Below are 20086 nucleotides of genomic sequence, written 5' to 3'. Positions count from 1 at the left end.
CGGTCGAGCGCTCGTTTGCCGATGCCAAGCAGCTTCACGGGCATCGCTATGCCCGCTTTCGAAGTCTCACCCGCGTCGCATGCCAGTGCCTGCTGGCTGCAGCCGCCCAAAACATCAAGAAGATCGCCATGGCGCTCACCAAGCCACCCAGACCAGCCATGGCATGAGGGCCAGAGGCCGCCAACTTCGCCCCGCCTCAGAACCCAACTAAAACAACCAACGTCCAAAAAACAAACCCGCCGAAAATATCGACGGGTTTGTCAGCAGTCTGAGGGCGGGAGAAATCCCGCCCTTTGCAATACGCGTCTCACGACGCCAAATGATCCCGCGGCCTTACAATCTCGCCTTGTGGCAATTGGCCCATTGCATTAGCATGCTGGTGCTGCTGTAGGGCGCGTCGGCTTCGGGCCGGAGGGGCATTGCCCGCCTACGTACGACAAAGTCAAACGTAAGCCGCGCCCATGCCAAATATCGAAAACCTCAGAAAACAAGCCAAGACATACCTGCGATGGCATCGCGAACGGTACTATCCGGTTGCGGCGCAGATCAGGTGGATCCTGCCCAGATATCGAGATCAAAGCGATCGAGAAATATTGGACGCCGACTTCAAGCTCAGCGATGCTCAGGAGCTTGTTGCCCGAAAGCATGGCTTTACGGATTGGCCGGCGCTGGTCAAAGGGATCGAAACCATGACGAAATCGAAAGCGTCGGACAGTAGACGTCCGCTCGTCCTCTCCGCGGAGCCGCAACTCTTCGTCTCCGATATCATTGCCTCGTGCCAGTTCTATGTTCGGAAACTGGGTTTTGAAGTGGCGTTCCAGTACGGAGAGCCGCCATTTTATGCCCAGGTGTTTCGCGACGGCGCGCGCCTGAACCTGCGAAAGGTCGGCGGGCCGGTCTTCGACGCTGGCTTCAGAGCGCGAGAAGTCGACGCCCTCTCCGCAACGTTAACGGCCGACGATCCGAAGCGGCTGTTCCTGGAGTATCAGGCCGCCGGCGCATCGTTCCACCAGCCCCTGCGCACCGAGCCATGGGGCGCACGCAGCTTCATCGTGCAGGACCCCGACGGAAACCTGATCGCGTTTTCAGGCGAGGCGACCTAAGCCCGCTGCAGCTCGGTCGTATCTGAAGCATTGATGCTTACCTGAAGTTTCCCTGATGCTCGCGCAACCGTATACCCGGCGCTCAGCCCGAAATTGAATCGGTTTTCGGCTCGAAAATGTTCATCTGCTCACATTTTGAGCGGACGCTGAGGATTGACGGCGGGCGTGTCGACGCCAGCTATCGATAAATGCCCAGTTTTTCGTCTGTTTTGGCCCTCGAGAAGGATTCACGAATCTCGCGTTCAAACTGTGCATGGTTCTTGCATTGCCATTTGCGTTGTATTCAAATGAACAAAAAAGGGGAGCCACACCTTTGGCATTTGATGAAATGATCACCGGGGGCGAAAGTCCGCGACAGCCATATGAAAAATACTTTGAGTGGTACAGTAACCAAGATCGAGCGCATCTGATTGCAAAATCCCGGGACGCGGAGAACATCTTCCGCAAGACTGGCATTACCTTCGCGGTCTACGGACACGCAGACTCTTCCGAAAAGCTCATTCCCTTCGACATCATCCCCCGCATCATCTCAGGTCGCGAATGGCGCAAGCTCGCACAGGGTATCGAGCAGCGGGTAATCGCCCTCAACGCTTTTCTCGATGACATCTACCACAAGCAGGAAATCATCCGCGCCGGTCGCATACCGCGCGAACTGATCGAGAGGAATGACGCCTTCCTGCCCGAGATGATCGGCTTCCGGCCGCCCGGCGGCGTCTACACGCATATCGTTGGCACTGATATCGTGCGCACCGGCGAGGACGAGTTCTACGTGCTGGAGGACAACGCCCGCACACCCTCCGGTGTCAGCTACATGCTGGAAAACCGTGAAACGATGATGCAGATGTTTCCGGACCTGTTTCATGCCAACAAGGTCCGGCCGGTCGAAGACTATCCCTATCTGCTGCGCCAGAGCCTGGCATCGCTCGCGCCTCCGGGCTGCAAGGGCAAGCCACGCGTTGCGGTCCTGACACCCGGCATCTACAACTCGGCTTATTACGAGCACTCGTTCCTGGCTGACACGATGGGCGTCGAGCTTGTCGAAGGCTCGGACCTCCGCGTCATCGACGGCAAGGTGAAGATGCGCACGACCCGCGGCTATGAGGCGATCGACGTGCTCTACCGCCGCGTCGACGACGACTTCCTCGATCCCCTCACCTTCCGGCCGGATTCAGCACTCGGCATCCCCGGCATCATGGATGTCTATCGTTCCGGCAACATCACCATCGCCAATGCGCCGGGCACCGGCATATCGGACGACAAGGCGATCTATTCCTACATGCCCGAGATCGTCGAATTCTATACCGGACGCAAGCCGATCCTCGAAAACGTGCCGACCTGGCGCTGTTCCGAGCCGCAGAGCCTCAAATACGTGCTCGAGCACCTCGAGGAACTCGTGGTCAAGGAGGTACACGGCTCCGGCGGCTACGGCATGCTGGTCGGCCCGACGGCGACCAAGAAGGAGCGCGCCGATTTTGCCGAGAAGTTGAAGGCGAAGCCCGCCAACTACATCGCGCAGCCAACACTTTCGCTGTCGACCGTGCCGATCCTCGTCAACAAAGGCATTGCGCCACGTCACGTGGACTTGCGGCCATATGTTCTCGTCTCCGACAAGGTGCAGATCATTCCCGGCGGATTGACGCGCGTGGCCCTGAAAGAGGGTTCGCTGGTGGTCAATTCCAGCCAGGGCGGCGGCACAAAAGATACCTGGGTATTGGAGGACTGATGCTCGGAAGAACTGCAAACGGACTCTACTGGATGTTCCGTTACATCGAACGCGCAGAAAACATAGCGCGCCTCATCGATGCCGGCCTGCGCATGTCGCTGACCCGAAGCGGAACCGGCGACGACGACTGGGACGGCGTCCTGCAAAGCGCCGGCGTGCGCGAGACCTTTGACGAGGGGCACAGCAAGCTGACGAGCGCCGACGCGATCGACTACCTGCTGCGAGACCGCTCCAATCCCTCAAGCGTCATGTCCTGCGTCGACTACGGGCGAAACAACGCCCGCATGGTGCGCACCGCCCTGACCCGCGAGACCTGGGAAGCGACCAATGAGTTCTGGATCGAGCTAAAATCGCTACTTTCGAAGCGGCTGAAGGCCGCCGAGATGCCGGAGGCAATCGATGCCATCAAGCATCGCGCCGGGCTGATCCGCGGTGCCTTCCACGGCTCGATGCTCAGAAACGAACTCTACAATTTCGCCCGCATCGGAACCTTCATCGAGCGCGCGGACAATACGAGCCGTATTCTCGACGTGAAGTATTATGTGCTCCTGCCCTCGGTCTCGGCCGTCGGCACGTCGATCGACAACATCCAGTGGGAATCGATCCTGCGTTCCGTCTCCGCCCACCGCTCCTACAGCTGGGCGTATGACGGCGAATATCGGTCGATGAATATCGCCGACTTCCTGATCCTGAACGGCCAGATGCCGCGTTCGCTCGCCTATTGCTACGAGAAGATCGTCAGCGAACTCGGCTATCTCGCCAAGGATTACGGTGAGCGGCTGCCGGCGCATGATACGGCCGATTCCATCCGCAAGACACTCCAGACACGTGCCATCAAGGAGATCATGGATCAGGGCCTGCATGAATTTCTGGAAGATTTCGTCACACGCAACAACCAGCTCGGCATGGAAATTTCCGATGGTTACCGGTTCTATGCATAGGCGGGCATGAGATGAAGCTTAAGATAAGCCACGTCACCGAATATCACTACGAAGAACCGGCGGCCTTCTCGCTGCAGCGGCTGCGGCTGACGCCGCTCTCCGTTCCCGGACAGTCAGTCATCAACTGGTCGCTGCAGGTTGAGGGCGCTAGGCCCGAAGTCGAATACGACGATCAGTTTGGCAACCACGTCAACCTCGTCTCGCTGGAAGGCGAGCAGCGGGCGACACGCATCGTGGCCGAAGGCGAGGTCGAAACGGAAGATCGAAATGGGGTACTCGGCCCCCATAGCGGCTTCTGCCCGCTCTGGCTTTTCCTGCGTGAAACGCCGAGGACGAAGTCCGGAAAGCTGATCAAGGAACTCACCAAGGGTGTGAGCGGCGAGAACGAGCTTGCTCGCATGCACGCGCTGATGTCCGGCATACATGAGACCGTGACCTACTTGCCTGGGACCAGCGACACGGAGACCACGGCTGAGCAAGCGCTTGAGAAGAAGAGCGGCGTCTGCCAGGACCATGCCCATATTTTTGTCGCCGCCGCACGCAGCCTCGGCGTGCCGGCCCGCTACGTTTCCGGCTACCTCATGATGGAAGAGAAGATCGAGCAGTCGGCGACCCACGCCTGGGGCGAAGCGCACCTCCCGGGCCTCGGTTGGGTCGGCTTCGATCCGGCCAACAATATCTGCCCCGACGCACGCTATGTGCGTGTCGCCTCCGGCCTCTGCTACCGCGATGCGGCTCCCGTTTCAGGCATGCGCATCGGCACGCCGGGGGAAAAGCTCTCTGTCGTGGTCAAGGTTGAAGATCGGGGGCAGATGCAAAGCCAGAGCCAGAGCTGAAGGGCTGGCTTCCGAAGAACTCATATCGAGATACCGTTGTCCGAGCCGCCGCATAGCGGCTCGGATCGTTTTGGGCCATCGTTAGGCCAGCGTATAGGCCGTCTTGACGCTCGTGTAAAACTCGGCCGCGTATTTGCCCTGCTCGCGCGGACCGTAGGACGATCCCTTGCGGCCACCGAACGGAACGTGGAAATCCACGCCAGCGGTCGGCAGGTTGACCATCACCATGCCCGCTTCGGAGTTTCGCTTGAAATGCGTCGCGTGCTTGAGGCTCGTCGTGGCGATACCGGCAGACAGGCCGAATGGCGTGTCGTTGGCGGTTGCCAGCGCTTCTTCGTAGTCCTTGACGCGGATGACCGAGACAACCGGTCCGAAGATTTCCTCGCGCGAAATGCGCATCTGGTTCGTGGCCTCCGTGAACAGCGTCGGCTGCAGGTAGAAGCCGGGCGTTTCGCGGGTGACGAGTTCGCCGCCGAAGGCGAGCTTGGCGCCCTCCTTCTTGCCGATCTCGATATAGTCGGTGTCGGTCTTCAGCTGCTTTTCATCGACCACGGGGCCGATGTGCGTGCCCGATTTCAATGCATTGTCGACAACAAGCGTCTGCAGCTTTTCCCTTAGCGCCGCGACGAACTTGTCGTGGATGCCTTCGGTAACGATCAGGCGAGAAGACGCCGTGCAACGCTGGCCGGTGGAGAAGAAACCGGAATTGGCGGCTGCTTCGACGGCGACGCCAAGGTCGGCATCGTCGAGGACGACCATCGGGTTCTTGCCACCCATTTCCAGCTGGAACTTGCGGTTATGCTCGATCGAGGCGCTAGCGACGCGGCGGCCGGTACCGGTGGAACCGGTAAAGGTGATGCCCGTAACATCAGGACTGTCGAGCATGGCCTGGCCGACAACCGAACCCCTGCCCATGACGAGGTTCAGCACGCCCTTTGGCAGGCCGGCACGGTGCAGGATGTCGACGATCGCCCACGAGCAGCCCGGGACGAGTTCGGCCGGCTTGAAGACGATGGTATTGCCGTAGCAGAGCGCCGGCGCGATCTTCCAGGCGGGGATCGCGATCGGGAAGTTCCAGGGCGTGATGATACCGATGACGCCGAGCGGGTCACGGGTGATCTCGACGCCAATATTCGGGCGAACAGACGGGATGACCTCGCCTGCAAGACGCAGCGCTTCGCCGGCAAAGAATTCAAAGATCTGCGATGCACGAATGGTCTCGCCGATTGCCTCGGGAAGCGTCTTGCCTTCTTCGCGGGCCAGCAGAGCGCCGAGCTCGTCCTTGCGAGCCATGATCTCGTCGCCGGCCGTCTTCAGGATGACATGACGCTCCCAGATGCCGGAGCGCGACCAAGCCGGGAAAGCAGCCTTGGCGGCGGCGATCGCATTCTTCGTGTCTTCGGCCGAACCATCCGCATAGAGGCCAACGACCTCGTTGGTATCCGACGGATTGATGTTCTTCGTCGCGTCCGTGCCGACCCATTCGCCGGCAATGAGGTTCTTATAAATGGTCATGGGCCGACTGGGCCTCCTTCACCGTTCCATTAAAAACGGTCCGGCCGCCGAAGCGGCCGGGCCTTGCGAAATCAGAGCTGCTTGACGGCAATCTCTTCTTCGGCGGCAATCTTCAGAGGGTTGCGCAGCGGTAAGCCGAATTCGGCGACTTCGATTTCGAAGACGTCACCCTCTTCAGCCTTGATGCCTTCCGCGAAGGAGAGCGTCGCGGTGCCGAACATGTGGACGTGGACGTCGCCGGGCACACGAAACAGGCCGTACTTGAAGTGATGGTATTCGAGGTTGGCGAACGTGTGCGACATGTTCGCTTCGCCCGACAGGAACGGCTTTTCGAAGATCACCTTGTCGCCGCGCTTGATGCGCGAGGTGCCGCGGATATCCTCAGGCGCAACGCCAATGCGGATTTCCGGGCCAAAGCTTGCCGGGCGCAGCTTGGAGTGCGCGAGGTAGAGATAGTTGATCCGCTCGGTCACGTGGTCGGAAAACTCGTTCGACAGCGCAAAGCCGATGCGGAAGGGTGTGCCGTCTTCCGCAACGACGTAGATCCCCGCCATTTCAGGCTCTTCGCCGCCATCGAGCGCGAAGGAGGGAGAAACGAGCGGCGCGCCCGGAGCAGCCGAACCGTAGCCGTTGCCCTTGTAGAACCACTCGGGCTGAACGCCCTTCTCGCCGGCCTTCGGCTTGCCGTTCTCGAGACCCATCTTGAACATCTTCATCGAGTCGGTGAGGGTTTCTTCAGCCGCCTCGGAGGTCTTCTTGTGCATGGAATCGCGCGTTGCAGCCGAGCCCAGATGCGTCAGCCCCGTGCCCGTCAGATGCAGGTGCGCAGCGTCGGGATGCGTCATCGGCGGCAGAAACTTGCCTTCGGCATAAGCCTTTTCGAGGTCGACTGCATCGCCGAGGCCGTGTGCTTCAATCACCTGCAACAGCGACTTGCCGCCGTTTGCGGCTTCCATGGCCAGCGCATAGACGCTGCCTGCGTTCTTGACGGCCTTCGCGGTACCGCCCGGCTCGCGCACGGCGACAATGATCTCTCCGTTCGAACCCTTGATCTGCGAAATCAGCACGGTCTTCATCCTTTTTTCGATAACGCGGAAAATGCTTCGCCAATCCGGCTCCCAGAATGAGCCGGATTGGCAAGTTCACATGACTGCGAATGCTTGGGCAGCGCCGGAGCGCTTAGCCCTTGTTCTTGTTGTAGACATCGAAGAAGACGGCGGCGAGAAGCACCAGTCCCTTGACCATCTGCTGGAAGTCGATGCCGAGACCGACGATCGACATGCCGTTGTTCATGACGCCCATGATGAACGCGCCGATGACGGCACCGGTAATCTTGCCAACGCCGCCGGATGCCGAAGCTCCGCCGATGAAGCAGGCCGCGATAACGTCAAGCTCGAAGCCAACGCCTGCCTTCGGGGTCGCCGAATTCAGGCGAGCCGCGATGATCATGCCGGCGAGACCAGCCAGGACACCCATGTTGACGAAGGTGTAGAAGCTCAGGCGCTCGGTGTTGATACCGGACAGCTTGGTTGCCTTCTCGTTGCCGCCCATTGCGTAGATGCGGCGACCGATCGTGGTACGGCGCGTTACGAAGGTGTAGGCCGCGATCAGCACGAGCATGACGACGAGAACGTTCGGCAGGCCCTTGTAGGTGGAAAGCTGGAAGCCAAGGAACAGGATCGCCAACGAGATGATTACGTTTTGGGCGATGAAGAAGCCATAAGGCTCGACATCGATGCCATGGCTCTCGTTGACCTTGCGGCGACGCCAGGCGAGATAGAAGAGCACGACAGTTCCCAGCACGGTCAGCACCAGCGACGTGGAGTGCAGCGGAATTCCGGCGATATCGATCATTTCGCCTGGCAGGAAGCCCGTCGAGATAACCTGGAAGTCCTTCGGGAATGGGCCGATGTTCTTGCCGCCCAGAACGAACAGCGTCAGGCCGCGGAAGACGAGCATGCCGGCGAGCGTGACGATGAAGGCCGGAATGCGGTGATACGCGATCCAGTAGCCTTGCGCAGCACCGATGGCGCCACCGATGACCAGGCAGAGAATGCCCGCAAGTACGAAGTTCATCTGCCAGTTGACGGTCATGATAGCCGCCACCGCGCCGACGAAGGCAACGATGGATCCGACCGAAAGGTCAATGTGGCCGGCCACGATGACGAGCAGCATGCCGAGCGCCATGATGACGATGAACGAGTTCTGCAGAACGAGGTTCGTTAGGTTGACCGGCTTGAACAGAATGCCGCCCGTGTAGAACTGGAAGAACACCATGATCGCGACGAGCGCGATAAGCATGCCGTATTCGCGAATGTTGGCGCGGATATAGTCCGCAACGGAAACGACGTTGCTTTCCTCGGTGGCTGAAGGGTTGACCGGAGTCATTGTTTCTTCTCCCCTGAGCGCATGATAGCGCGCATGATGGTTTCTTGGCTCGCCTCTCCCTTTGGCAGTTCCGCAACGATACGTCCTTCATTCATGACGTAGATGCGGTCGCACGTACCAAGCAGTTCCGGCATTTCCGATGAGATCATCAGAACACCCTTACCATCGGCTGCGAGCTGGTTGATGATAGTATAGATTTCGTATTTTGCACCGACATCGATACCGCGGGTGGGTTCGTCCAGGATCAGGACGTCGGGGTCGGAGAACAGCCACTTCGACAGCACAACCTTTTGCTGGTTGCCGCCGGAGAGATTGACCGTTTCCTGGAAGATGCTGGAGCTACGGATGCGCAGCTTCGAGCGGTATTCCGATGCGATCTTCGATTCCTTGATGGTGTCGATGACCGTGGCTTTCGAGACCCCGGCCAGATTGGCGAGCGTCGTGTTGTGAACGATGTTCTCGCCGAGTACGAGACCAAGATGCTTGCGGTCTTCGGTCACATAGGCAAGACCCGCGTCGATGGCCTTGCGAACGGTGCTGACATCGACCGGCTTGCCGTGCATCGACACGTCACCATGGATCTTGTGTCCATAGGATTTGCCGAACAGGCTCATTGCGAATTCGGTACGGCCGGCGCCCATCAGGCCCGCGATGCCAACCACTTCGCCCTTGCGGACGGTGACGTTGATGTCGTGCAGAACCTGGCGGTCACGGTGATGCTGGTGGAAAGCGTTCCAATTCTTCACCTCGAGGATCGTTTCGCCGATCGGCACGGAGCGCGGCGGATAACGATCGGCGAGTTCGCGGCCCACCATGTTCTTGATGATGATGTCTTCGCTGATCTCTTCGGTCTGACAGTCGAGCGACTTGACGGTCATGCCGTCGCGCAGAACCGTGATCTGGTCAGCGACCTTGCGAACTTCGTTGAGCTTGTGCGTGATGATGATCGACGTCAGGCCCTGGTTGCGGAACTCGATCAGGAGGTCCAGCAGTGCATCGGAATCCTTTTCGTTGAGTGACGCCGTCGGCTCATCGAGGATCAGCAGCTTCACGCTCTTAGACAGCGCCTTGGCGATTTCGACCAGCTGCTGCTTGCCAACGCCGATGTCGGTGACGAGCGTTTCCGGCGACTCCTTGAGGCCAACCTTGCTCAGCAGCTCTTTCGTACGCTTAAAGGCTTCTTGCCACTTAATGATGCCATTCTGAGCAACTTCGTTGCCGAGGAAGATGTTTTCGGCGATCGACAGGAGCGGCACCAGTGCCAGTTCCTGGTGAATGATGACGATGCCGATTTCTTCGGAATCCTTGAGCGCCTTGAAATGACGGACGTCGCCTTCGTAGACAATATCGCCGTCGTAGGTTCCGGCTGGGTAGACGCCGGAGAGAACTTTCATAAGGGTCGACTTGCCGGCCCCATTTTCACCCACCAATGCGTGGATCTCACCCTGTCGAACCTTGAGGTTCACATTCTCAAGCGCCTTTACGCCTGGGAACGTCTTGGTGATGTTCCGCATTTCGAGGATTGTGTTGTCCATGGTCATAATCCAACGCCAGCAGCCAAAGGGACGCGGCGATCATAAAATTGAAGACCGGAACCCGCAAGCAGCGGGTTCCGGCCAACTTGGTACAATTATTACTTCAGCTGGTCAGCCTTGTAGTAACCGCCTTCTACGAGGATCTTCTCGTAGTTGGTCTTGTCAACTGCGACCGGGGTCAGCAGGTAGGACGGAACGACCTTGACGCCGTTGTCGTAGGTCTTGGTGTCGTTGACTTCAGGCTCCTTGCCTTCCATCAGAGCGTTGACCATGCCGACGGTAACCTTTGCGAGGTCACGGGTGTCCTTGAAGATCGTGGAGTGCTGCTCGCCAGCGATGATCGACTTGACCGACGGAACTTCAGCGTCCTGGCCGGAAACGACCGGGAGCGGCTGATCGCCGGAACCGTAACCAACGCCCTTCAGCGACGAGATGATGCCGATGGACAGACCGTCGTAAGGCGAGAGAACTGCATTGACCTTCGCGTCGGTGTAGTTAGCCGAGAGCAGGTTGTCCATACGAGCCTGGGCCGTTGCCGGGTCCCAACGCAGCGTGCCAACCTTGTCCATGCCGGTCTGGCCGGACTTTACGACCAGCTTGCCGCTATCGATGTAAGGCTGCAGAACAGACATTGCGCCGTCATAGAAGAAGAAGGCGTTGTTGTCGTCCGGCGAACCGCCGAAGAGCTCGATGTTGAACGGGCCCTTGCCATCCTTGAGGCCGAGGGCGTCAACGATGGAGGTTGCCTGCAGAACGCCAACCTTGAAGTTGTCAAACGTTGCGTAATAGTCGACGTTGCCCGAGTCGCGGATCAGACGGTCATAAGCAATGACCTTGATGCCTGCGTCGTGAGCCTTCTGGAGAACGTCGGAAAGCGTCGTGCCGTCGATAGCGGCGATGACGAGAACCTTAACGCCCTTCGTGACCATGTTCTCAATCTGAGACAGCTGGTTCGGAATGTCGTCGTCAGCGTACTGCAGGTCGGTGGCATAGCCAGCGTCCTGGAGCTGCTTGACGATGTTGTTGCCGTCGTCGATCCAGCGAGCGGACGACTTCGTGGGCATCGCAATGCCGACAGTGCCCTTGTCGGCTGCCAAAGCCGGCATAACGAACGAAGCGACGCCAAAGGCCGCCGCTGCCATCAACGAGATAATGGATTTCATATCTCTCTCTCCCTTAGTTAATAAACGCGCGTGCGAAAAATCGCCCGCCCCGAAACTGTGGCAGGTTCCGTCTTGGATAATTACTTCAGATGGTGAGAAACGAAGTAGGTCTCCTCCACGCTCTCACGTGTTGAATGCCAACCAGCACACGGCGGCAAACTGGTATGGAATCCCATAACTGTCAAATAGAATAACTGGTAAAGTGCATAACAATTTTGGTATATCGTTAAAAAGTATTACTTTTAATGGAACGCGGATGGGAGGCCGCAACCATGGCGATCATTTCGGACCCGCAGACGCATGGTCACGTCGACATTCATACGGATATCTTTGCCGATGACGCCTTTTTGCGATTGGGCCTCAAGCTGAATCATCTGCGAATGATCGTCGCAATCGAAGATAGCGGGCAGATTTCCGCGGCGGCCGAAGCGCTGAACATTTCACAGCCGGCAGCCTCGCGAATCCTGTCCGAAATGGAATCGATCGTTAAGACGCCACTATACGAACGCGTGGCACGCGGCGTCGTGCTGACGACCTTCGGACAGGCGCTTGCCAGACGCGCGCGCAAGATCATGCTCGAGCTGCGCGAGGCGGGCAGGGAAATCGCCGAACTCAAAACGGGCAAGGGAGGTACCGTCTTTATCGGCGCCGTCACTGCCCCAGCCATGAGCCTGGTCGTGCCGGCGATAAAGCGCGTTAGAAGCGCCCTACCCGGCATAGAGGTCACCATACAGGTTGAAACGAGCAACGTGCTTGCCCGCGAGTTGCTCGCCGCCCAGCATGACTTCATCATCAGCCGCATTCCCGATGATCTCAACCCGCGCCTCTTCCAGGTCCAGGAAATCGGCGTGGAGAAGGCCTGTCTGATCGTACGGGGCGGCCATCCGCTCTTGAAGAAGAAGGTCGCCTCCCTCGAGGACCTTCCACAATATGATTGGGTTTTCCAACCAGCGGGAACGCTCCTGCGCCGGACGATCGAGGACCTCTTCCTTTCTCGCGGCGTGCTGCTCCCGGAAAATATCGTCAACACCTCTTCGCTGCTGCTCACCTGTGCGACGGTTTGCCAGACGGATGCGATCGCGCCGATCGCGCTCGATGTGGCGCAGTTCCTGGCGACCCATCGGTCGAAGGCTTCGGATGTGCGGGTGTTGCCGATCGATTTCGAGATCAACGTCAGGCCCTACAGCCTGATAACGGTCAAGGAACGTGCGCTGCCCCCGAGCGCACGGCTGCTTTATGACCTGGTACTGGCCGAAAGCAAGAAGGCGGGAGTGCTCTGACAAGCCTTGCACCACCTTGTTCGGATCTAATGCGCCCCTCCAAGGGAGGCAATCATGCTGTTCGGCCAATCCGTGTTCCAGTCCGTGCTCGACCGCCTGAAGGCGGAGGACGACGAAACCGTCGAACAGGATGCACCCGCCGCCGCCCGCGTAAGCGGTCTCAATACCGGCCTCGCGTTCGACGTCATGGAAGGCGTCTCGGCGTCGTCAGCGCGACCCAACCAGGCATATTTCGAGACAATGGAATTCGCCGCATCGGAGACCGTGGCCGAGCGGTCGCCTGAGCCCTTGCCGCCTCCTGAACCAGAGCCCGAGCCGGTGATGCCCGATCACCTCGAGCGCATCGCGCCTGAAGATATCGCGGCCGAACTGGACATTTCTGCGCGTGATACAGCCCAGAGCCTCAGCGAAAAGCGCCGCGCCTTTGCCAAGCAGAACCATCCCGATCGCGTCAACCCGCTGTTCCGCGAGAACGCTACCAAGCGGATGACGATAGCGAACCTGCTGATCGACCAGGCGCTGCGCCGCCTTGCCCGCTGACTAGTCAGCGTCCTTCTTGGCTTCTGTATCTTCTGCCTCTTCCGCGTCATCGGAAGATGGCGCCGTGTCCGCCTCCGGCGACTGCGGCTTGTAGTTCCAGAACAGCATATAGGCCGCATAGACGCCTGCGCCGCCCGACAGGACCGCCCAGAATGGATCGCCGGTGATCATTTCGACCAGCGCCCAGCCAAAGCAAACGGCCACAATCAGGATGCGAGCCCACAGCGGGCGATAGGCCGGATGGTTCGGATCGATGAGTTGCATATTTATCCCGCGCGGTATTTCGATGACATGTCTTTAGGATGGATTCCGTAAATGTGAAAGAGCGCCGGGCTTGACGCGGCAGCCATTAAATGGAATGAAAATTCCACAAGCATCACAGTTCGGTTCATTTGTTCCGAATTCAAGGGAGGTTCTCATGACAGTCAGATTTGGTCTTCTCGGCGCCGGCCGTATCGGCAAGGTTCATGCGAAGGCCGTCAGCGGCGATGCCAATGCCAAGCTCGTTGCCGTCGCCGACGCCTTTCCGCAGGCCGCCGAAGCGATCGCATCGGCTTACGGCTGCGAGGTCCGCACGATCGACGCGATCGAAGCCGCCAAGGATATCGACGCCGTCGTCATCTGCACCCCGACCGACACCCACGCCGAACTGATCGAGCGATTCGCGCGCGCTGGAAAGGCGATCTTCTGCGAAAAGCCAATCGATCTCGACGTTGCCCGCGTCAAGGCCTGCATCAAGGTCGTCGACGAGACCAAGGCGAAGCTGATGGTCGGCTTCAACCGACGCTTCGACCCGCACTTCATGGCTGTTCGCAAGACGATCGATGATGGCCGAATCGGCGATGTCGAAATGGTAACGATCACCTCGCGCGATCCTGGCGCCCCGCCAGTCGATTACATCAAGCGTTCGGGCGGCATCTTCCGCGACATGACGATCCATGACTTCGACATGGCCCGCTTCCTGCTCGGCGAAGAGCCGGTTGCCGTCAGCGCGACCGCCGCCGTCCTCGTCGACAAGGCGATCGGCGAAGCCGGCGACTACGACAGCGTTTCCGTGATCCTGCGGACCAAATCCGGCAAGCAGGCAATCATCTCCAATTCCCGCCGTGCCACCTACGGCTACGATCAGCGCATCGAAGTGCATGGCTCGAAGGGCATGGTCGCTGCCGAGAACCAGCGTCCGGTCTCGATCGAGGTCGCCAACGGCGACGGCTATACCCGTCCGCCGCTGCATGACTTTTTTATGACTCGCTATACCGAAGCTTACGCCAACGAGATCGCGAGCTTCATCGCCGCAATCGAAAAGGGCGCGACCATCTCGCCGTCGGGCGCCGATGGCCTGGCTGCCCTCGCGCTTGCCGATGCCGCCGTGCAGTCCGTCAAGGAAGGCAAGCTCATCAAGATTGGCTGACGGCCCTCTCCCGACCGAAAGCCACCTGTGAAATGGCCGGGTCCCTGCCCGGCCATTTCTCGTTCCATCTGCACGATCCGCTAGGCGCACCGCTAATCCGATCCCTGGATACCGGACAAGACCAGCTCCTGATCGATCACCGACAATGCCCGGTCGAGATGACCCTCGAACACGAGGATCGATTCGTCGGGAACGACTCGGATCTCCGGCATTCCCTCCATCCGCACGACATGCGTCTGGCCAAGCCCTTCCTCGATCCCCGGTCGCAACAGATCATAGTAACGCGTTCCCGGCCCGGTGATGGCGATCGGCATGCGTTCTGTCAGACTTAGCAGACGCGAAAGCCCATTTCCGAGTGCAATACCGGCCTGCCTGAATGCCAAGGCAGACATGCGGTGCCCCTGTCGCGCTTGGGCGGCGATCTTGTCGAGCCCGGCGACCGGCACGAACTTGGCTGGGATCGTGTCGAGCGGCACTTCGAAGGCCATGCGCAAAATGGCGTAGAAGCCAGCATAAGCCTCGATGCATCCCCTGCTGCCGCAGCGACAAAGGCCGCCGTTTGCCATATGCAACATATGTCCAAAATTTGGGGCCGACACTTCACGCTCGCCCGGCCCCGTGCTCCGGACGATGCCGAGCCCGACACTATGTCCGAGCGACAAGGCGGCGAGCGACCGAAAATCAACCGGCCTCGCATTCGCTTCATGTGCGCCGAGTGCGGCTGCGACGAGCTGGGTCTCGTTCCCCAGAAAAATCCTGGCCTGCCAATCCGGCCGCAAGGCCGATTCGAAGTCGATCTGATTGCTGCCGAAAATCGGCGACCACACCAGTACAGGGTCGGTCGGATGCACCAGACCTTTGCTGCTGATCGATATCAGCAGCACCCTTTCCTGGGGCAGCTTCGAGCGTGAAAGAATGCGCGCAAGCCCCTGTTTAATAGAGGCAATAAACCGCTCGGCACCGGCGGGATCATGCGACCTTTCCTCGCCGAACCGGTCGATGAGTTTGCCTGCGTAGTCGACCAGCGAATATTGCACGCCGTCCGATGAAATGATCACGACGACAAGGTAGCCGCAGTCGCGCCGCTGTCGAAACAGCACGCGCGGACGCCCTCTTCCGCTACTTGGCTGCTGCTCGGATTTTTCAATGATTTGCGCTTTTTCGAGGTCAGCCGTGATTGCTGAAATCGTCGCGGAGGAAAGCTTCGTAAAGTCGGCAATCTCTGTATGCGCCAGCGCCCCATGTCGTCGAAGCGCAGCTAATACAAGGACGCTGTTTCTCTGCCGGACCAACTCCGTGCTCGACTTGGTCAGCATATATGCCGGCCTCTCCCCCTCGCATTCCGCCCTCGCTCACACCCCATCTCCAGCAATTTTTTCGCGACGCAACGAAGCCGGTAGTGCGGTGTTGACAGTTGAAAAAATCTCTGACACTTAATTTCTCGACTGTCGAGAAAATAATTCAAATTTCTCGCCAGCGAACCGCGGCGGCCGGAGGAACCACTGGCTGGGGCTGGCCGCTATTCACTCGGGAGGATATTTATGAAGTCTGTTTTGAAGCTGATGGCCGGGGCGGCCATCCTCGTGTCGGTGCACACCGCCGCAATGGCAGCTGATCTCGTCGTCGGCGTTTCCTGGTCGAACTTCCAGGAAGAGCGTTGGAAGACCGACGAAGCCGCCATCAAGAAGGCCCTCGAAGCCAAGGGCGCAAAGTACATTTCCGCTGATGCGCAGTCGTCTGCCGCAAAGCAGCTGACCGATGTTGAATCGCTGATTTCGCAGGGCGCGAATGCACTCATCGTTCTCGCCCAGGATAGCGATGCTATCGGCCCTGCCATCGAAAAGGCTGCTGCTGAAGGCATTCCGGTTGTCGGCTACGACCGCCTGATTGAAAATCCGGCTGCTTTCTACATCACCTTCGACAACAAGGAAGTCGGTCGCCTGCAGGCCGAAGGCGTATTCAAGGCCAAGCCGGAAGGCAATTACGTCTTCATCAAGGGTTCTTCGTCCGACCCGAACGCGGACTTCCTGTTCTCGGGCCAGATGGAAGTGTTGAAGGCGGCTGTCGATGCCGGCAAGATCAAGAACGTCGGCGAAGCCTACACCGACGGCTGGCTGCCGCAGAACGCCCAGCGTAACATGGAGCAGTTCCTGACCGCCAACAACAACAAGGTTGACGCCGTTGTTGCTTCGAACGACGGCACCGCCGGTGGCGCTGTTGCCGCGCTCGACGCACAGGGCATGGCAGGCACCGTTCCGGTTTCCGGGCAGGACGCCGACAAGGCTGCTCTGAACCGCATCGCGCTTGGTACTCAGACGGTTTCCGTCTGGAAGGACTCGCGCGAACTCGGCAAGCGCGCTGCTGAAATCGCGCTCGACCTCGCTGGTGGGAAGACGATGGACAAGATCGACGGTGTCACCACTTTCGAGGGCGGCCCGAAGAAGGTGAAGATGCAGTCGATCTTCCTGAAGCCGGAGGCCATCACCAAGGACAACCTGAACGTCGTCATCGACGCCGGCTGGATTTCCAAGGCTGAAGCTTGCCAGGGCGTAAAGGCCGGCAGCGTCAAGGCCTGCGATTAATCTTCGCCAGGTCAATCAACACGCCGGCGCCGCAGCGGTCTCGTTGCGGCGCCGGATGCGGATGGTGCCTCCTCCACGGACACTCCCGCCTCGTAACGCACCGAACGCTTTGATTCCCTGCCAGAATAGTGCCGCGCCTTGAGCGGCCATTTCGGAAGTCTCTCGGTGGTCAATTCAAGAACAGGGCAACCTCGGTTCGGGCTTTTCGGGCACCCGCGCCACGGCCCAAACAATGGGGGAAACGGCAAACCCATGGCAAACATCACGCAATCCTCATCGAGCCATCCGCGCTCGGCGGAGGGCAACGCTTTTACGCGCTTCCTGCGCGCAACCGAGATCGACACGCGCCTGCTTGGCATGGTCGCCGCGCTGCTCGTCATCTGGATCGGCTTTCATCTCTACACCGGCGGGCTCTTCCTGACGCCGCGCAACCTCTGGAACCTCTCGGTCCAGACGACCGAAATCGCGGTTCTCGCGACCGGCATGGTGCTTGTCATCGTCACCCGCAACATCGACCTGTCGATCGGCTCCATGCTTGGCCTTGTCGCCATGATCATGGGCGTCGTCCAGGCGAAATTCCTGCCGCAGTACCTCGGCTTCGACAACTCCTGGACCTGGCTGATCACGTTGGTCTGCGGTCTGGTTGCCGGAACGCTGATCGGTCTTTTCCAGGGCGTCATCATCGCCTTCCTGGGTGTCCCCTCCTTCATCGTCACGCTCGGCGGCTTCCTCGCCTGGCGCGGTCTTGCCTGGTACGTGACATCGGGCCAGACGGTCGCACCTCTCGACACGACGTTCCGCATTATGGGCGGCGGCGCTGAAGGGGCTGTCGGAGCCACGTGGAGCTGGATCATCGGGCTTGTCGCCTGTGTGCTGATCGTCGTCGGCATCATCGGCTCGCGCCACCAGCGCAAGCGTTTCAACTTCCCACGCCGTCCGCTCTGGGCAGAGTATTTCTTGGCAGTTCTCGGCTGCACCCTAGTCCTTGGCGCCATCTGGGTGTCCACCATCTATTACTGGCCGGTGGCGATCGCCAAGAAGTACGCCGAAGCCAACAACATCGCCTGGCCGGAAACGGGGCTCTTCATCTCCTACGGCATCGCCGTGCCGGTGCTGATCGCCATTCTCGTCGGCATCGTCATGACCTTCATCGCCACCCGCTTGCGCTTCGGCCGCTACGTCTTCGCGATCGGTGGCAACCCTGAAGCAGCCGAGCTCGCCGGCATCAAGACCCGCTGGGTCGCCGTCCGGATCTTCGCGCTTATGGGCTTTCTCGCGGCTGTCGCCGCGGCGATCTCGACCGCCCGCCTCAACGCCGCCGCCAACTCGCAAGGCACGACCTACGAGCTCTATACGATCGCCGCAGCCGTCATCGGCGGCACCTCGCTCGCCGGCGGCACCGGTACGATCGCCGGCGCAATGCTCGGCGCGCTGGTCATGCAGTCGCTGCAATCGGGGATGGGCCTCGCCAACGTCGACACGCCCATACAAAATGTTGTCGTGGGCGCCGTGCTTGTCGTTGCCGTCTGGCTCGACACCGTCTATCGCTCGCGGTCGAAGTAAAGAGGAGTCCTAGATATGACTGATCAACGCACTCCCCTTGTGGAAATGAAAAACATCTCGATCTCCTTCGGCGGCATCCACGCTGTGGACAATGCTTCGGTCGATCTCTACCCCGGCGAAGTCGTCGCCCTTCTCGGCCACAACGGCGCCGGCAAGTCGACGCTCATCAAGATCCTCTCCGGCGCCTACAAGCGCGACAGCGGCGAGATCCTGATCAATGGCGAGCCGGCAGACATCCGCAATCCGCGCGATGCGAAGAAGTACGGCATCGAGACGATCTACCAGACGCTCGCCGTCGCCGATAACGTCGATGCCGCCGCCAACCTCTATCTCGGCCGCGAGATCCGCACGAAGTGGGGCACGCTCGATGACGTCGCCATGGAAGCCTCCGCGCGTGAGGTGATGGGCCGCCTCAACCCCAACTTCCGCCGCTTCAAGGAGCCGGTGAAAGCACTTTCCGGCGGCCAGCGGCAGTCTGTGGCGATCGCCCGCGCGATCCTCTTCGATGCCCGCATCCTGATCATGGACGAGCCAACGGCGGCTCTCGGGCCCCAGGAAACGGCGCAGGTCGGCGAGCTGATCAAGCAGCTGAAGAAGGAAGGCATCGGCATCTTCCTGATCAGCCACGACATCCACGACGTCTTCGACCTCGCCGATCGTGTCTCGGTGATGAAGAACGGCCAGGTCGTCGGCCATGCCCGCACCGAAGATGTCACCAAGGACGAAGTGCTCGGCATGATCATCCTCGGCAAGGTGCCGCCAAAGGCCATCCCCGGCCCCGGCGCCATGCAGGCCTGACCCGCAGACGTGAGACATAAAAGTCCGCCGCCCGCAAGAACGGCGGACTTTTCATTTTGTAGATTGAAGCCAGCGAGAAGCTAGGCTAAGAACCTCGCATCGGACAAGGCGATTCAAGCGCCTCGGCATGCACCCGTAGCTCAGCTGGATAGAGTGTTGGATTCCGATTCCAAAGGTCACAGGTTCGAATCCTGTCGGGTGCGCCACTAACTCTCGGGTCCGTTCTGGACACATAGGTTACGTTTTATTCCTGAGACATAGGTAACACTTTTGGACCGAAAGGGTTCGGCAAAGGTTCAAGCCTGCATGTCTCATCATCGAAGTATCCCAGATCGTAGTCCATAAAGCTTGTCAGCCAGATATGGTCTTCGACCTGTTTGATGCCGACGGGCTGACCGGCGAAGACCAGACTGAGATTGATCTTCTTCCGCTTGTAGCAGATGCGTCCGCATGTTGTGACGGTGACTGTCTGGTCGTGGAACGGGTAGTCGAGATCGGGTAGGCCGCGGTAGGCGCGCGGTGACGCGTCGTAGCGCTCTGCCGGGTAGGCCATGTTGAGCGCCTGGTGGGGCCGCTCGCTGTTGAACTCCTCGACGAAGTCGTCGAAGCGGGCTTGCTGCTGCAGGAAATTGTCTCCGGCCGGCTTGGTTGTCTCAAGTTTCAGTGTCAGATGCATGCGTTCATGGCGGCCGTTCTGCTGCGGGTTGC

General features: G+C 59.6%; 19 protein-coding genes and 1 tRNA gene. 12 read left to right on the top strand and 8 right to left on the bottom strand.

Annotated features, from left to right (window positions below):
• From AF71_RS30150 to AF71_RS30130, 5 genes are all read left to right on the top strand, one after another.
• On the top strand, positions 1–167 hold a 167-nt coding region (locus AF71_RS30150), incomplete at its 5' end, for a transposase (RefSeq protein ID WP_037214703.1).
• 294 nt (positions 168–461) lie between these two features.
• The gene (locus AF71_RS30145) at positions 462–1103 is read left to right on the top strand and encodes a VOC family protein (protein WP_169684373.1); all 642 of its coding nucleotides are present in this window, start codon (positions 462–464) and stop codon (positions 1101–1103) included.
• Positions 1104–1416: 313 nt separating this feature from the next.
• Entirely contained in the window at positions 1417–2826 is a 1410-nt protein-coding gene (locus tag AF71_RS30140) for a circularly permuted type 2 ATP-grasp protein (RefSeq protein WP_018857507.1), read from the top strand.
• The gene (locus AF71_RS30135; RefSeq protein ID WP_018857506.1) at positions 2826–3767 is read left to right on the top strand and encodes an alpha-E domain-containing protein; all 942 of its coding nucleotides are present in this window, start codon (positions 2826–2828) and stop codon (positions 3765–3767) included. The genes AF71_RS30140 and AF71_RS30135 overlap by 1 nt, the downstream gene beginning before the upstream one ends.
• An 11-nt stretch (positions 3768–3778) precedes the next feature.
• Positions 3779–4603, top strand: coding sequence for a transglutaminase family protein (locus tag AF71_RS30130; protein WP_025660462.1), 825 nt, complete (start codon positions 3779–3781; stop codon positions 4601–4603).
• An 81-nt stretch (positions 4604–4684) separates the two neighbouring features.
• Here AF71_RS30130 and AF71_RS30125 read toward each other — a convergent pair whose 3' ends face one another.
• The 5 genes from AF71_RS30125 to chvE all read right to left on the bottom strand — a co-directional run bounded on the left by AF71_RS30125 (position 4685) and on the right by chvE (position 11204).
• Positions 4685–6118: an aldehyde dehydrogenase family protein gene (locus AF71_RS30125; protein ID WP_169684371.1), complete on the bottom strand. Its 1434-nt coding sequence runs from the start codon at positions 6116–6118 to the stop codon at positions 4685–4687.
• Between the two features lie 71 nt (positions 6119–6189).
• Complete coding sequence (gene araD1 / locus AF71_RS30120) at positions 6190–7185, bottom strand: AraD1 family protein (protein ID WP_026371821.1); 996 nt, start codon at positions 7183–7185, stop codon at positions 6190–6192.
• Between the two features lie 112 nt (positions 7186–7297).
• Complete coding sequence (mmsB, locus tag AF71_RS30115) at positions 7298–8506, bottom strand: multiple monosaccharide ABC transporter permease (RefSeq protein WP_025660465.1); 1209 nt, start codon at positions 8504–8506, stop codon at positions 7298–7300.
• A complete protein-coding gene (mmsA, locus tag AF71_RS30110) occupies positions 8503–10041 on the bottom strand; it encodes a multiple monosaccharide ABC transporter ATP-binding protein (RefSeq protein ID WP_025660466.1) in 1539 nt (512 codons plus the stop codon). Before mmsA ends, mmsB begins: the two co-directional genes overlap by 4 nt.
• Before the next feature lie 98 nt (positions 10042–10139).
• On the bottom strand, positions 10140–11204 hold the full coding sequence (gene chvE / locus AF71_RS30105; RefSeq protein ID WP_018857500.1) for a multiple monosaccharide ABC transporter substrate-binding protein: 1065 nt from the start codon (positions 11202–11204) through the stop codon (positions 10140–10142).
• Positions 11205–11476: 272 nt separating this feature from the next.
• Between chvE and AF71_RS30100 the strand changes: the two genes are divergently transcribed.
• Both AF71_RS30100 and AF71_RS30095 read left to right on the top strand, forming a co-directional pair.
• Positions 11477–12484, top strand: coding sequence for a LysR family transcriptional regulator (locus AF71_RS30100; RefSeq protein ID WP_018857499.1), 1008 nt, complete (start codon positions 11477–11479; stop codon positions 12482–12484).
• 54 nt (positions 12485–12538) lie between these two features.
• Positions 12539–13024: a hypothetical protein gene (locus AF71_RS30095; RefSeq protein WP_025662840.1), complete on the top strand. Its 486-nt coding sequence runs from the start codon at positions 12539–12541 to the stop codon at positions 13022–13024.
• On the opposite strand, the gene AF71_RS30090 is transcribed toward AF71_RS30095, so the two are convergent.
• Entirely contained in the window at positions 13025–13288 is a 264-nt protein-coding gene (locus AF71_RS30090) for a hypothetical protein (RefSeq protein ID WP_025662839.1), read from the bottom strand.
• Between the two features lie 154 nt (positions 13289–13442).
• Between AF71_RS30090 and iolG the strand changes: the two genes are divergently transcribed.
• Positions 13443–14435 (top strand): inositol 2-dehydrogenase, encoded by a 993-nt coding sequence (iolG, locus tag AF71_RS30085; protein WP_018857496.1) that lies wholly within the window; start codon positions 13443–13445, stop codon positions 14433–14435.
• Positions 14436–14527: 92 nt separating this feature from the next.
• On the opposite strand, the gene AF71_RS30080 is transcribed toward iolG, so the two are convergent.
• Entirely contained in the window at positions 14528–15751 is a 1224-nt protein-coding gene (locus tag AF71_RS30080) for an ROK family transcriptional regulator (RefSeq protein ID WP_169684369.1), read from the bottom strand.
• A gap of 225 nt (positions 15752–15976) precedes the next feature.
• Here AF71_RS30080 and xylF point away from each other — a divergent pair, with 225 nt between their 5' ends.
• The 4 genes from xylF (at position 15977) to AF71_RS30060 (ending at position 19584) form a co-directional block, all read left to right on the top strand.
• Positions 15977–17017 (top strand): D-xylose ABC transporter substrate-binding protein, encoded by a 1041-nt coding sequence (gene xylF / locus AF71_RS30075; protein WP_018116461.1) that lies wholly within the window; start codon positions 15977–15979, stop codon positions 17015–17017.
• A gap of 252 nt (positions 17018–17269) precedes the next feature.
• On the top strand, positions 17270–18580 hold the full coding sequence (locus tag AF71_RS30070; RefSeq protein WP_025662836.1) for a sugar ABC transporter permease: 1311 nt from the start codon (positions 17270–17272) through the stop codon (positions 18578–18580).
• 15 nt (positions 18581–18595) lie between these two features.
• Positions 18596–19378 (top strand): ATP-binding cassette domain-containing protein, encoded by a 783-nt coding sequence (locus AF71_RS30065; protein ID WP_018857493.1) that lies wholly within the window; start codon positions 18596–18598, stop codon positions 19376–19378.
• A gap of 129 nt (positions 19379–19507) precedes the next feature.
• Positions 19508–19584 (top strand) — tRNA-Arg (locus tag AF71_RS30060).
• 38 nt (positions 19585–19622) lie between these two features.
• On the opposite strand, the gene AF71_RS30055 is transcribed toward AF71_RS30060, so the two are convergent.
• Positions 19623–20086, bottom strand: a 464-nt coding sequence (locus tag AF71_RS30055) for an integrase core domain-containing protein (protein WP_169682664.1), incomplete at its 5' end; no start/stop codon positions are given.

It is taken from the genome of Rhizobium sp. 57MFTsu3.2, from assembly GCF_012932765.1.
Lineage (GTDB): Bacteria > Pseudomonadota > Alphaproteobacteria > Rhizobiales > Rhizobiaceae > Rhizobium > Rhizobium altiplani.
The sequence above is the reverse complement of the archived record's forward strand: the minus strand, read 5'-3'. Positions and strand labels throughout refer to the sequence as shown.

Coding starts and splice junctions, on each gene's coding strand:
- AF71_RS30090 (WP_025662839.1), bottom strand. CDS start 13,288: ATGCAACTCATCGATCCGAACCATCCGGCCTATCGCCCGCTGTGGGCT.
- AF71_RS30100 (WP_018857499.1), top strand. CDS start 11,477: ATGGCGATCATTTCGGACCCGCAGACGCATGGTCACGTCGACATTCAT.
- AF71_RS30095 (WP_025662840.1), top strand. CDS start 12,539: ATGCTGTTCGGCCAATCCGTGTTCCAGTCCGTGCTCGACCGCCTGAAG.
- AF71_RS30145 (WP_169684373.1), top strand. CDS start 462: ATGCCAAATATCGAAAACCTCAGAAAACAAGCCAAGACATACCTGCGA.
- mmsA (WP_025660466.1), bottom strand. CDS start 10,041: ATGGACAACACAATCCTCGAAATGCGGAACATCACCAAGACGTTCCCA.
- AF71_RS30065 (WP_018857493.1), top strand. CDS start 18,596: ATGACTGATCAACGCACTCCCCTTGTGGAAATGAAAAACATCTCGATC.
- AF71_RS30130 (WP_025660462.1), top strand. CDS start 3,779: ATGAAGCTTAAGATAAGCCACGTCACCGAATATCACTACGAAGAACCG.
- AF71_RS30135 (WP_018857506.1), top strand. CDS start 2,826: ATGCTCGGAAGAACTGCAAACGGACTCTACTGGATGTTCCGTTACATC.
- iolG (WP_018857496.1), top strand. CDS start 13,443: ATGACAGTCAGATTTGGTCTTCTCGGCGCCGGCCGTATCGGCAAGGTT.
- AF71_RS30070 (WP_025662836.1), top strand. CDS start 17,270: ATGGCAAACATCACGCAATCCTCATCGAGCCATCCGCGCTCGGCGGAG.
- AF71_RS30125 (WP_169684371.1), bottom strand. CDS start 6,118: ATGACCATTTATAAGAACCTCATTGCCGGCGAATGGGTCGGCACGGAC.
- mmsB (WP_025660465.1), bottom strand. CDS start 8,506: ATGACTCCGGTCAACCCTTCAGCCACCGAGGAAAGCAACGTCGTTTCC.
- chvE (WP_018857500.1), bottom strand. CDS start 11,204: ATGAAATCCATTATCTCGTTGATGGCAGCGGCGGCCTTTGGCGTCGCT.
- xylF (WP_018116461.1), top strand. CDS start 15,977: ATGAAGTCTGTTTTGAAGCTGATGGCCGGGGCGGCCATCCTCGTGTCG.
- AF71_RS30080 (WP_169684369.1), bottom strand. CDS start 15,751: ATGCTGACCAAGTCGAGCACGGAGTTGGTCCGGCAGAGAAACAGCGTC.